Origin of the sequence: Pseudomonas frederiksbergensis (genome assembly GCF_001874645.1) — a bacterium.
Taxonomy (GTDB): Bacteria; Pseudomonadota; Gammaproteobacteria; order Pseudomonadales; family Pseudomonadaceae; genus Aquipseudomonas; species Aquipseudomonas frederiksbergensis_B.
The window spans coordinates 3,392,488-3,405,701 of record NZ_CP017886.1 but is presented as its reverse complement, the minus strand read 5'-3'; the positions used below and the strand labels follow the sequence as shown (position 1 = coordinate 3,405,701).

The following is a 13,214-nucleotide window of genomic DNA, read 5'->3' as shown; positions in this document are numbered from 1 at the left end:
CAAATAGCGACCACTGACTGGCAGCCGCGACACGCTCAACGTAGGAGCTGCCGCAGGCGGCGATCTTTTGGCGATATTGCCGGCGCCATAGAGTCAAGATCAAAAGATCGCAGCCTGCGGCAGCTCCTACAGCAGGTTCAGCACATCGTTGCGTGTAGTCATGTGCATAATTGCCTAACGTCTTTGTATTTTTCTGACAGACACATTGCGTGTGCTCCCCCGTCAATCTTGGGTACAGTGCGCACCATCATCGACCACGGAGCCGGCCATGACCGACAAGAGCCAACAATTCGCCAGCGACAACTATTCCGGCATCTGCCCGGAAGCCTGGGCCGCCATGGAACAGGCCAATCAAGGCCACCAACGTGCCTATGGCGACGATGAGTGGACCGCACGCGCCTCGGACGATTTCCGCAAACTGTTCGAAACCGACTGCGAAGTGTTCTTCGCCTTCAACGGCACCGCGGCCAACTCGCTGGCGCTGTCGTCGCTGTGCCAGAGTTACCACAGCGTGATCTGCTCGGAAACCGCCCACGTCGAAACCGACGAATGCGGTGCGCCGGAGTTCTTCTCCAACGGCTCCAAGCTGCTCATCGCCCGCACCGAAAACGGCAAGATAACCCCGGAATCGATCCGCGAAATCGCCCTCAAGCGCCAGGACATTCACTACCCGAAACCACGCGTCGTGACCCTGACCCAGGCGACCGAAGTCGGCAGCGTCTACACCCCGGAAGAAATCCGCGCCATCAGCGCCACCTGCAAAGAGCTGGGGCTGAACCTGCACATGGACGGCGCACGCTTCTCCAACGCTTGCGCGTTCCTCAATTGCTCGCCCGCCGACCTGACCTGGAAAGCCGGCGTCGACGTGCTGTGTTTTGGCGGGACGAAAAACGGCATGGCGGTGGGTGAGGCGATTCTGTTCTTCAACCAGAAACTCGCTGAAGACTTCGACTACCGCTGCAAACAGGCCGGGCAACTGGCCTCGAAGATGCGTTTTCTCTCGGCGCCGTGGGTCGGTCTGCTGGAAAACGACGCCTGGCTCAAACACGCCCGCCACGCCAACTACTGCGCACAGTTGCTGGCTGAGTTGGTCAGCGACATTCCAGGCGTTGAGCTGATGTTCCCGGTGCAAGCCAACGGCGTATTCCTGCAACTGTCGGAATCAGCCGTCACCGCCCTGACCGCCAAGAGCTGGCGTTTCTACACCTTCATCGGCAAGGGCGGCGCACGCTTCATGTGCTCGTGGGACACCGAGGAAGAGCGGGTACGGGAATTGGCGGCGGATATTCGGGAAGTGATGAGCGCCTGAAGGTAAAAGATCGCAGCCTGCGGCAGCGCCTACAGGGACCGATCAAAAACCGCTCAGAAACCTCTTCACAAACATGCGTGCGCTCGCGCCAGGAGACTTCGTCTACATTGTCTGGCGAGCCGTTTCTATCCGCTCAGATAAAAACAATCAGGAGCGCACGCATGTCATTACAAGGCAAAACCCTGTTCATTACTGGCGCCAGCCGCGGGATCGGCCGCGAAATCGCTTTGCGAGCCGCACAGGACGGGGCCAACATCGTGATTGCAGCCAAAAGCGCTGAGCCACACCCCAAACTTCCCGGAACCATCTTCAGCGTGGCGCAGGAAGTCGAAGCCGCAGGGGGCCAGGCGCTGGCGTTGCAGGTGGATGTGCGCGATGAAGTTGCGGTGCGAGAGGCAATGGCCACAGCCAGCGAGCATTTCGGCGGCATTGATGCGCTGATCAACAACGCCGGGGCGATCAAGTTGACCGGGGTTGCGCACCTCGAACTCAAGCGCTTCGACCTGATGCACCAGATCAACACCCGCGCCGTATTGCTGTGCAGCCAGGCGGCCCTGCCTTATCTGAAAAAGACCGGCGGACACATTCTCAACCTGTCGCCGCCGTTGAATCTGGCAACCAAATGGTTCGCTCAATACAGCCCCTACACCGTGACCAAGTACGGCATGAGCATGCTGACCCTGGGCATGAGCGAGGAATTCAAGGCCTACGGTATCAGCGTCAACTCGTTGTGGCCGCAGACCATGATCGCCACCGCCGCCATCGAGTTCCAGCTAGGGTCACGCGAGTCGTTCAAGCATGCCCGCACGCCCGCGATCATGGCGGATGCCGCCTACGCCATTCTGTGCAGCGCCAACCGCAGCATCACCGGGCGCTTGCTGATCGATGAGGAAATACTTCGCGAACAGGGCGTGACGGCGTTTGAGCACTATCGATTCGCGCCGGACACTAACGACGCACTGATGCCGGACCTGTTCGTTGACTGAGTAAAAACGCGTCCCCAAAAAACGGCCCGAGCATCACCGATTGCATTGAGCTCACCGGGGTGCATCGCGCCGCCTCCTGATCCGCAGAACCCGCTGACCGAGTTTGACTCAAGGAATTGAGAGAACCTATGCCATCCTTATCCCGCAGGAAGTTGTTGAAGGCTGCCGCCATCGGCTCGGCGTTCTCACTGCTGCCCGACTCGATTCGCCAAGCCTTGGCCATACCTGCCAACAACCGCACCGGCACGATCAGCGACGTTGAACACGTGGTGATCCTGATGCAGGAAAACCGCTCGTTCGATCACTATTTCGGGACCTTGCCCGGTGTACGGGGTTTCAGCGATCGTTTCACCCTCCCGCTACCCGGCAACCGACGGGTCTGGGATCAACAAGGTAAAGACCGGCTGATACTGCCCTATTACCTGGACAGTTCCCGTGGCAATGCCCAACGGGTCAAGGGCACGCCTCACTCATGGGCCGATGCTCAGGCAGCCTGGGACAGCGGCCGCATGAGCGCTTGGCCGACACATAAAACACCCACTTCAATGGGCTACTACCGCGAGCAGGAGCTGCCCTTTCAGTTTGCCCTGGCCAATACTTTCACTCTCTGTGACGCCTATCACTGCTCGATCCATACCGGCACCAACCCCAATCGCCTGTTCCATTGGACAGGCACCAACGGTCCTGCCGCCGCCCATGTGGCCAGCGTGGAAAACGAGTGGGACAGCCCCGGGCCCGAGGAGCAGGGCTACACCTGGCAAACCTACCCGGAGCGACTTGAGCGAAGCGCGATCAGCTGGAAGATCTACCAGTATTTGCCGGACAACTTCAGCGATAACCCGCTGGCAGGCTTTCGTCAGTTTCGAGCGGCCAGTGTCCAGGCCGGCAATCCACCAAGGCCGCCAAAGGACTTCACGGATTTTGTACCTTACAGCGATGAACTGAACGCCAGGATCCCGTTGTACAAGGGCAACGGCAACACGCTGCCTGCCACGGGCGGCAGTGACCTTGAAGCCATCGTGGCGGGGTTTCGCAGCGACATACAGCGAGGCCGGTTGCCGCAGGTCAGTTGGATCATCCCACCCGCGGCCTACTCCGAACATCCCGCCCCCTCAAGTCCGGTGCAGGGAGGCTGGTTCACTCAAGAGATCCTCAAGGCACTGACCGACGATCCACAGGTCTGGAGCAAGACCGTGCTAGTGGTCAATTACGATGAAAACGACGGTTTTTTTGACCACATGCCATCGCCCTCTGCGCCGTCGCGACGCAGGGACGGCAGTTTCGCGGGCAAATCCACCGTAGCCTTCGACAGCGAGTTGTTTACCCATTCGCCACCGCCTGGCTCAAGCCAGCAACCGCCTCCCGATGGTCGCGTCTACGGGCCAGGCCCTCGCGTTCCCATGCTGATTGTGTCGCCGTGGAGTCGTGGCGGCTGGGTCAACTCGCAAGTATTCGATCACACCTCCGTACTGCAATTTCTGGAAAAGCGCTTTCAGGTGCATGAGCCCAATATCAGCGCTTGGCGGCGGGCAGTCTGCGGCGACTTGACCTCGGCCCTGAACTTCAGCACCCCTGACACCGAAACCCTGCCCTCTCTGCACACCACCACCCGCCAAGCCGCAGAGGTATTGCGCCAACATCAGGAGCAACTGCCCCAAGTGCCCTTGCCCGCCGTACATCGGCAACAGCTGCCGCAGCAAAAGCGCCTGGCTCGTCCCTCGCGTGCCCTGCCTTATCAACTGCAGGTGGACGCCAAAGCCGACCACCGGGCACGTTCGCTGACGTTGACGCTGCAAAACAGCGGTGAGCAGGGCGCGGTGTTCCACGTATACGATTGCCAGCATCTGAACCGTATTCCTCGCCGCTATACGGTGGAGGCGGGCAAGACACTGAGCGACACCTGGCAGATGAACGACCGCTACGAACTCTGGCTACTGGGCCCCAACGGCTTTCACCGTAGTTTTAATGGCGACGTACAACACCGGCAACCCGAGGTACGGGTGACTTCCAGCGGCACCCAACTGCAATTGACCGTGATTAACCTGGCAAAACACCCCGTGTCCGTGAGCATTGATCGCTGTCCGTATACCCGGCAAGGGCCATGGCATTTTGACCTGGCCAGCGGAGGGGAGATTCAGCAGGTTTTTGCCTGCCAGTCCAGCGGCGGTTGGTACGACCTGACCGTGCATGACGACAGTGGCTGGTTACGCAGAGTCGCCGGACGACTGGAAACCGGCACCCATAGCATCAGTGATCCACTGATGGGCACGCCGTAGTCGCTTGCGATCTGTTCACCTGGGGACCTGGCGGCTGATATTCGGGATGAGTGACAACTCGCCACGTCGATTTGCGGTGCATCGGCGCCGGTTTGCACCGAACTCATCCCGTTACTCTATTTTCGGAATTGACCTACATGAATGCTTGAAATTCTTGTCGTAGACTGCGCGTCCTGACTACAAGGAGTGGTTTCTATGGCTAATCATGGTTACATGACCATCACCGGCAAGGCTCAAGGACTGATTTCAGCAGGTTGTTCAACCCCAGAGTCTATTGGCAATAAGTTTCAATCCGAGCACACGGATGAAATCATGGTGCTGTCTTACAACCACAACATGGCCAATATCGGGAACATCAATAAGTCGACACACAGCCCGATTATCATCACGAAAAGCGTTGATAAATCATCACCACTACTGGCCCAAGCGCTCTCAAACAGGGAAGAAATAAACTGCACACTTAGTTTCTACCGAGTGTCTTCCTTTGGCCGACAGGAAAAGTTTTATTCCATTTCGATCAGGGGTGGGGTCATTGCTGATCTAACACTTGAGGTACCTCATGTTGTTTTGCAAAACGACGCAGAACCTCAAGAACATCTCGCCATCCGTTATCGTGACATCACCTGGACCCACCACACAGCAGGAACCTGCGGTTACAGTTCGTGGGGCGAAGAAGGATGAACCCCAACCGTTATGACCTCTGGGACATCAATAGCGCCGCGGGCAAGCTGATCGGACAAGCCCAGACCGTCAGTGCTCGCCATCTGGCCTTTGGTATTACGCGCGTGCAGTTCAATCAGGAAGTCGCCTATTTCGCCAAGCGAATAGCCGATGATGTCGCACGAGGCCATAAAACCCCGGAGCAAGGCATAAAGGCAATACTGCAAGAACAGCGCGACCTTTTGAACCAATCGCAAGCCTTGGCGCGCAACAGCCAAGGTGCAATAACCGAAGCGGTCAAAAGAATCCCGGCTTCAAGGCTCACCCAACCGGTCATGCAACCCACTCCCGAGCGTTTACTGCGTTTTGTCCACGCTCAAAACCTTATAGCGCTTAACCCGAATACGCCTGGCACAACCAAAGCCGCTCCCCCACCCTCGCCTGTCGATGATTTAAAGTTTTTCCCCCGCGAGCGCTGGCCAGCGGAAGTCCCGCCACAAGAGGAACCCGGGTTCTACGTCGTACCCAGGAGTACAACGGCTGAGAAGGTCCAGGCTCAGCTATTCACCTCACCCAACCCCGCCGTCATTGCCAAATTCAAGAGCCTGAACCCGAACCTGGATCACGTAAAAGCCGGGGCGATGATTGTTCTAAGCGACCCGAACAATCAGCAATGCACCCGTGAAGAAGCCTTGCTGATGGAAGCGGCGAGCACGGTGAACAAGGCGCTGGAGCCACTCAGCCCGGAAGAAGCCGATTTTATGGCGCGGCACTATGACGAAATAGCAACTTTCCTCACTTATGGGTCACTCGGGGCCAGCACTGGTTTGGCCATGTTCGCCAAGAATCTGGACGATGTAAAAATCATTCTGCGTGACATCGAGGCCTTGCACACACGCACCTTCCAGACAGAGGGGCGTCTGAGCTCACCGGCATTTTTTAACGAGCGCAAGCGCCTACTGGCTCGGCTTAATGTCCAACTCACCGCACTGACAAAAAAAGGCATTGGCTTCCCCGATCATCCAGACCTGAAAACCGCGCTTGGAATCGCTACCCCTAACTTGGTACATCGCTGGAGAAAGGCCGGAGCACCTGACCAGATTCCTGGCTATGCCACACACATTGAAGGGGTCACAAAAGCTGCCCAGTACGTCAAATATGGCGGCTGGATCGGCACGGCTGTCGGTGGCGGGGCCTCAGTTATAAAAGTCCAGGGCGTATGTGCAGAAGGTAATGCAGAGGCCTGTGAAAAGGTGAAATTCACTGAAGCGGGAAGCTTTGTTGGCGGAATTGCTGGTGGTGCTGCCGCTGGTTTGATTTTAGGCGGGTCTACTGCTGTCACTATATGCGCCGCTTTAGGAGCACCAACTGCCGGATTAGGTGCACTTGCGTGCAGCCTTGTCGTCGTCGGGTTAGGTTCTTTTGCAGCAGGAGATGGTGGTGGAGAACTTGGCAAGGCGATAGGTGAAAGGATTTACGAGGTTGCCAAGTGAGTCTCGGCACCGTTGACAAAATATTCCTTTGTATCGGCTTAATCGACTTTGGTGGACTGTTTACTGTGCTTGCCATCGCGCTACATCTTGCCTACACCAAGATGGATTTAATGTTGAATCACTTAAAAAACTGTCCTGCGGTGATGATCCGGGCTCCTTTTAAAAACGGAGGCCCTTGGGGAAGATTGTTTTTACTGAGCGGAATAATGGGTGTGGTAACCGCGCCTCGCATCTACCTCCGCGACGGAGGTGCTAGTGCGGAAGATCTGAAGAGTTTTCCTGCTCACTTAAAACGCAAACTGACAATTTTGCAGCGAGCCACTTGGGGTTTCCTATTCGTAATGTTTGGGCTGGCAGCAGCAACCAAGCTAGGCCTTATCTAAACGAACACCAGGTCTCGTATAGCGTCAGATACGATTGACGGGCGTCATGGAGTAAATGGTTAAATGACGAAATCAAAAACAAAGAAACGCATCAGGTATCACACATCAAATAAAACCCAAACACCAAAAATCAAACAAGAACCCCCTTTCCGCTTAGACAAAAGCCCGACCGATATACATCTCGAGATACATTACCACTCAAACTACAAACAATATTGGTTCTGATATTCAGCACTACAGCCTTGACCTTCATCGCGATATCAGCCCATTCAATTTATCACCAACACATCGTGTTCCCCTACATTGGTCGGGGCCGAGTTGCATGGTACGAATTCAACGGAATGGCAGTAACCATCCCCGTATCGGTTCTGCTTTTGTTCTCAACAGGCTTGCTGGCAACAGCTATAGTAACTGCCAATTACAACAAGCGCTTCAACTCAAAACCCTACAAGAAAATAATAATGTATAGCCTCTGCATTGGATTCTTTATATACCTACACTCCCTTTTTTTCGGGCACAAGGTTAATTAAAAATTTCCCCATCCTCGCTGCGGCCCAACCCCACAACTTTCCAAGACCTTTCCGACAACGTACCCTGTTGCCGCGTCTCAGCGTCGCTCCTATAGTTTGAGCTCGCGGCAAATACCGCGAACGACCTTGGCCGGTCGAACAATGATCACGCTTCAGCGTCAAAAACACCGTTACAGACGCTTTTTTTATGTCTGCAACATCGTGTTATGGCAGCTGTGTGCGGGACACCTTCGGGTGTGCCGGTGTGGTCGTTGCCGGTCGGCCAACCCTCGCACAGCTGCCACCTCCCTCGTTTGGCCGCGAATGGTGGAAGCTCAACAATGAGTAAAAACCATGAACGACCAAGTCATGCCTCGCTACCTCCCCGTCGATACCTACGACGCGGCAAACCCCGTGCTTTTCATCAACACCCACAAAGAACTCAGCGACCTGGCCGCCTGCGCCGCGCACCGTTTCACCGTGGTCCGCGACCTGATGGACACCCTGACCAGTCTGTCCCTCAAGGGCATTTCCGATTGCGACCTGACCCGCGTCACCCGTGGCGTGCATTTACTCACCCGTGAAGGTTGCGCGGTGCTGGAGGTGATTCAGCTGCGGGTGGAGCAGATGGAGGCGGGGTTTAAAGCCAAGGCCTAGGGGCGGCTGGCGGCTACAGGAAGCCCGGTCCTTTGGTAACCGGGCTTCTCACACTCAAAACTCGATCCGCACATCCCCCTTCGGCACGCTGCAGCACGACAGGATGTAGCCTTCGGCTTCGTCTTCTTCGGTGATCCCGCCGTTGTGCTCCATGTCGACCTCGCCACCCAGCTTCATCACCTTGCACGTCCCGCAGATTCCCATGCCGCAGGCTTTCGGAATCAACAGGCCAAGCTTGGCGGCGGCGGCGTGGACGGTTTCGCCCGGCGCCACGCGGATGCTTTTGCCGGAGGCGGTGAATTCCACCTGATGGAGATCCGCCACGTCGATTTGCGGGGCGTCGGCCGCTTGTTCGGCATGTTCCACGGCGTCGGCGCGGGCCTCGGGCGGCGTCGCACCGAAGGACTCTTCGTGGTAGCGCGACATGTCGAAGCCAGCGCCTTCCAGCAGCCGCTTGACCGCGTTCATATACGGCGTCGGGCCGCAGCAGAACACTTCACGTTCAAGGAAATCCGGCGCCATCAGTTCAAGCATTTTGTGGTTCAGGTAACCGCGATAACCGGCCCAGGGTTCACCCATACCATGCTTCTCGCAGATCAGGTGCAGGCTGAAGTTGTCGATCCGCGACGCCATGTGCTCCAGCTCGCGGTGATAGATGATGTCTTTCGGCGAGCGGGCGCTGTGGATAAACACCATGTCGACGTTGCCGTTGGTGTCGTAGAACCAGCGAGCCATGGACATCACCGGCGTGATCCCGACGCCACCGCTGAGATAGAGCACTTTCGGCGCCGTGAAATCCATCGCGTTGAACAGCCCGACCGGCCCGTGTACCGCCAGCTCCTGACCTTCGTGCAGGGTGTCGTGCAGCCAGTTGGAGACCTTGCCGCCCGGCACGCGCTTGATGGTCACCGAAAAGCTGTAAGGCACCGACGGCGAACTGGAAATGGTGTACGAGCGCATGATTGGCACGCCGTCGATTTCCAGCTCCAGGGTGACGAACTGCCCCGGCTTGAAGAAGAACATGATCGGCTGGTCGGCCATGAAGCAGAAAGTCCGCACGTCCCAGGTTTCCTGGATGACTTTGACGCAACGGACAATGTGCCGACCATTGGCCCAGGTCTGGGTGGTTACCGGATTCAGGAAACTATTGGACATGCTGATCTCCACGGCCGACTGTCGGCCTCATGTTGCCGATTCTGCTCAAGGCGTGCAGTGGTCACTTACCTATCTACGACATTCACGTACTTATCGCGACCAGCCCCCAACCACCGGGGGTTGCGCGTCGGGAACAGAGTGGGCCATGTCGCTCGTGGATAAGGTTCTGACGGGCGCCGGCCCCACACTCGCTCCACACAAAGACAGATTTTTTACACCTTGCGTAGCAGACCTGATTAGCCACTTTCGCCGGCCACACAGATGGCCATGAGGACTTAAACGATGGACGTCACCACTACCCTGAGCTTGGGCGATCCACTGGAACCCGCACGCAAGGCCACCGCGCAGATGCTGCAAGAGCGCGAGCGTACATTCTCGCTGCCGCAGCCGTTCTACTCCGATGAGCGGTTGTTTGATATCGACATGCAGGAGATCTTCCAGAAAGAGTGGTTGATCGCCGGCATGACCTGCGAAATCCCGACCAAGGGCAACTACCTGACCCTGCAGATCGGCAAGAATCCGATCATCGTGATTCGCGGCGCCGAAGGCGTGGTTCATGCCTTCCATAACGTCTGCCGCCACCGTGGTTCGCGTCTGTGCACCAGCGATAAAGGCAAAGTCGCCAAGCTGGTCTGCCACTACCACCAGTGGACCTATGAGCTGGACGGTCGCCTGCTGTTCGCCGGCACCGAGATGGGCGACGACTTCGACATGAAGCAGTACGGTCTCAAGCCGGTGAACGTGAAGACCGCCGGTGGCTACATTTTCGTCAGCCTCGCGGAAAACCCGCCAGCCATCGATGACTTCCTGTCGACACTGAACCATTACATGGAACCGTACGACATGGAAAACACCAAGGTGGCGGTGCAAACCACCCTGGTGGAACAGGCCAACTGGAAATTGGTAATGGAAAACAACCGCGAGTGCTACCACTGCAACGCGTCGCACCCGGCACTGCTGAAAACCCTGCTGGAATGGGACGACGTTACCGACCCGCGCGCCGACCAGGCGTTCAAGGACCACGTGGCCGACTCTGCCGCCTCCTGGGAAGCCGAGAAGATTCCTTACGCTCACGCCAGCTTCGGCCTGCGCAACCGCATCGTGCGCATGCCGCTGCTCAAAGGCACTGTGTCGATGACCCTGGACGGCAAGCAAGCGTGCAAGAAACTCATGGGCCGGATCCAGAACCCGGACCTGGGCTCGATGCGCATCCTGCACCTGCCGCACTCGTGGAACCACTGCATGGGCGATCACATCATTGTGTTCACCGTGTGGCCGATCAGCGCGCAGGAAACCATGGTCACCACCAAATGGCTGGTGCACAAGGACGCTGTCGAAGGCGTGGATTACGACGTCGACCGCATGCGTGAGGTCTGGGATTCCACCAACAACGAGGACCGTCGTCTGGCCGAAGAAAACCAGCGCGGGATCAACTCCACCGCCTACCAGCCAGGCCCGTATTCCAAGACTTACGAGTTCGGCGTGGTGAACTTTGTGGATTGGTACAGCGAGCGTCTGCTGAGCAACCTCGGTGCAGAGCCTGCGCCTTACCTCAAGGGCGTGCCGGTTCACGGTTAAGATCCAAAAGATCAAAAGATCGCAGCCTGCGGCAGCTCCTACGGAATCACACGATCCCTGTAGGAGCTGCCGCAGGCTGCGATCTTTTTTTGCCCCCTAAAGAACTGTACGAAATATGATCTATTGCGTTCCAGCCTATAAGGAACGTGGCGTGCAGCCTTCAGCGAACAAGTTATCCACACCTCCACCCACAGCAAATGGGGACAAGTGTGAATTCTCGACAAGCCTTTTCCACAGAAACTGAAGAAAATCCGTGACTTATCTAGAATAAGGGTTTTCGGCAGCGATTGAGCGTTTTTTGATCACAAGCCTGTAAGCCATGGTTTGTATGGCTCGTAGCGGATCGCGAACACCTTATCCACAGAAGCGCCAACAGACTTTGGGGGCAACTCCACAACACCTACCCTGCTTTGTGGAAAACCGCGCCCAGGCTGCATATTTCACGGGTTTGAGTGACCGGAAAAGGGTAAAAACCGGTATTTGGTTATTTATTGATCAGAAGCTTGAAAGCCACGATCTGTATGGCTTACAGCGGAGAGCGAACATCTTATCCACAGAAGCGCCAACAGAGATTGGGGGCAAGTCGTGAACCAGCGATTCCCTTATCCACTGGAAAAAGCTCGAAAAAACGGGGAGTTAGGCTGGTCGTTTTTCGTACAAAGGCTTACAGGGCTTGATGTGCATGGGGTGTAGCGAGGGGTGAACATGTTATCCACAGAAGCGCTAACAGGGATTGTGGGTAACCGCAGCGTGAACGCCCCTTGAACGGTTGATGCCTTAAGGCCGATACATCAAATAGGCTTCACCCGTGACCCGGATCATCGGGTGGGGTGTGATCGGGCAGGTATCGACGACACGGAAGCCATGTCGCTCATAAAACCGACGGGCGCCGGTGTTCGCCGCATAGTCGATCAGGCTCAAGCCGTTGAGCCCCAGCTGGTTGGCACGGTCGTAAGCGTAGGCGAGGAATTGTTGGCCCAAGCCCTGATTGCGCCAGCCCTCATGCAGCGCCAGGCTCGAAATATAGAGGGTGTCGGGGATTTCCATCCTGGCATACGGCGCCAGGACCGGATCGGTGACGGGAGCTGCCAGCGGATCGTAGCGCATCACGTAGCTGTGCAGCATGCCGATGACCTTTCCCTCTGTCTGCGCGATCACGCAGTTTTGATAAGAGAAATCCACATCTTCACGGGCGTAGCGACTGGCACCGACATCCAGCAGGTCCTGGCCGGGCTGCGCCAGTTGGCTCCAGATGTAATCCGCGGCACCTTCTGATGAAATCTGAAACAAGCGAGCAATCTCCCGCGCATCCGCGCGCAGGGCCGAACGAAATTCAACTGCCATTATTTTTCCTTGCGGGAGCGAACCTGCTCGCGAAAATTTATGTAGGAGCTGCCGCAGGCTGCGGCAGCTCCTACAAAAAAGGGTTAGCGAACCACGCCTTCTTCAATCAGCAACTTGAGAATCACCTCTGCACCGGCCTCGGCACTCAGCCCTTTGAGCACCTGCCCACCGCCACCGCTGGCCTTGGCCGTGGCGGCTTTCATCCGGTCGGCGCCGCTCTTGGCCTTGATCACCTTCAGGCGTTTTGGTCGTGGCTTGGCCGGCTGCAACGTCGCAACCGCGAGCAGTTCATCGTCGATAATCTCAACGTCTTCCACCTGCAGCACTCCGCGACGGGCCGGACCGAAAGCGCTTTGCCGAGGCTTGGGCGCCGCGTTATCCACCGTGGCGAGAAACGGCAGGCGCACTTTCAAGCGTCGACGCTGGCCACGGGGCAAGGCTTGCAGCACCAGGGCCGAATGGCCGTCGATGGACTCGACCTGCGCCAGCCCGACCACCAGCGGCCAGCCGAGGCTTTCCGCCAGCAGGAACGGCAACATGCCCGAGCCTTCACCGGTTTCCGCCTGACTGCCGGTCAGCACCACCTGCGCCCCGGCATCGCGCAAATAAGCGGTCAATGCTGGCAGCGCATCGGCGCCTTGGGGTTGCTCGAGCACGTGCAGCTGTTCCAGGCCCATGCCCAGATAAGCGCGCAGCGCGGGCTCCTCGACGTCACCGGCGTGCAGCACTTGCAGGTTACCGCCTGCCAGTTGCAGACCGAGTTCAACCGCCCGCGCATCCTGTTCGGCGCGGCGTGGCCGGCCCGAGGTCGGGTGGGCGCCGATGGACACCAGGCTGATGACATTCGTACTCATAACCCTTTCC

Annotated in this window: 11 protein-coding genes; 8 read left to right on the top strand and 3 right to left on the bottom strand. The window is 57.3% G+C overall.

The window, feature by feature from the left end; all coding sequences use genetic code 11:
* The first annotated feature begins 268 nt into the window (after positions 1–268).
* The 7 genes from BLL42_RS16320 (at position 269) to BLL42_RS16290 (ending at position 8,273) form a co-directional block, all read left to right on the top strand.
* Positions 269–1,309: a threonine aldolase family protein gene (locus tag BLL42_RS16320; protein WP_071553031.1), complete on the top strand. Its 1,041-nt coding sequence runs from the start codon at positions 269–271 to the stop codon at positions 1,307–1,309.
* Between the two features lie 161 nt (positions 1,310–1,470).
* Entirely contained in the window at positions 1,471–2,295 is an 825-nt protein-coding gene (locus BLL42_RS16315; protein ID WP_071553030.1) for an SDR family oxidoreductase, read from the top strand.
* Between the two features lie 128 nt (positions 2,296–2,423).
* Positions 2,424–4,571: a phosphocholine-specific phospholipase C gene (locus BLL42_RS16310; protein ID WP_071553029.1), complete on the top strand. Its 2,148-nt coding sequence runs from the start codon at positions 2,424–2,426 to the stop codon at positions 4,569–4,571.
* Positions 4,572–4,766: 195 nt separating this feature from the next.
* Entirely contained in the window at positions 4,767–5,252 is a 486-nt protein-coding gene (locus BLL42_RS16305; protein ID WP_071553028.1) for an Hcp family type VI secretion system effector, read from the top strand.
* Positions 5,249–6,724, top strand: coding sequence for a hypothetical protein (locus BLL42_RS16300; protein WP_071553027.1), 1,476 nt, complete (start codon positions 5,249–5,251; stop codon positions 6,722–6,724). Before BLL42_RS16305 ends, BLL42_RS16300 begins: the two co-directional genes overlap by 4 nt.
* The gene (locus tag BLL42_RS16295; protein ID WP_071553026.1) at positions 6,721–7,107 is read left to right on the top strand and encodes a hypothetical protein; all 387 of its coding nucleotides are present in this window, start codon (positions 6,721–6,723) and stop codon (positions 7,105–7,107) included. The genes BLL42_RS16300 and BLL42_RS16295 overlap by 4 nt, the downstream gene beginning before the upstream one ends.
* 863 nt (positions 7,108–7,970) lie before the next feature.
* Positions 7,971–8,273 carry a hypothetical protein gene (locus tag BLL42_RS16290; RefSeq protein WP_071553025.1) on the top strand — a complete coding sequence of 101 codons (303 nt, stop codon included), beginning with the start codon at positions 7,971–7,973 and terminating at the stop codon, positions 8,271–8,273.
* A gap of 54 nt (positions 8,274–8,327) precedes the next feature.
* On the opposite strand, the gene gbcB is transcribed toward BLL42_RS16290, so the two are convergent.
* Positions 8,328–9,428: a glycine betaine monooxygenase reductase subunit gene (gene gbcB, locus BLL42_RS16285; protein ID WP_071553024.1), complete on the bottom strand. Its 1,101-nt coding sequence runs from the start codon at positions 9,426–9,428 to the stop codon at positions 8,328–8,330.
* A gap of 282 nt (positions 9,429–9,710) precedes the next feature.
* Between gbcB and gbca the strand changes: the two genes are divergently transcribed.
* Entirely contained in the window at positions 9,711–11,006 is a 1,296-nt protein-coding gene (gbca, locus tag BLL42_RS16280) for a glycine betaine monooxygenase oxygenase subunit (RefSeq protein WP_071553023.1), read from the top strand.
* Positions 11,007–11,783: 777 nt separating this feature from the next.
* On the opposite strand, the gene BLL42_RS16275 is transcribed toward gbca, so the two are convergent.
* Both BLL42_RS16275 and etfB read right to left on the bottom strand, forming a co-directional pair.
* Positions 11,784–12,350, bottom strand: a complete 567-nt coding sequence (locus BLL42_RS16275) for a GNAT family N-acetyltransferase (RefSeq protein ID WP_071553022.1) — start codon at positions 12,348–12,350, stop codon at positions 11,784–11,786.
* An 83-nt stretch (positions 12,351–12,433) separates the two neighbouring features.
* On the bottom strand, positions 12,434–13,204 hold the full coding sequence (etfB, locus tag BLL42_RS16270; RefSeq protein WP_071553021.1) for an electron transfer flavoprotein subunit beta: 771 nt from the start codon (positions 13,202–13,204) through the stop codon (positions 12,434–12,436).
* Positions 13,205–13,214 lie beyond the last annotated feature (10 nt).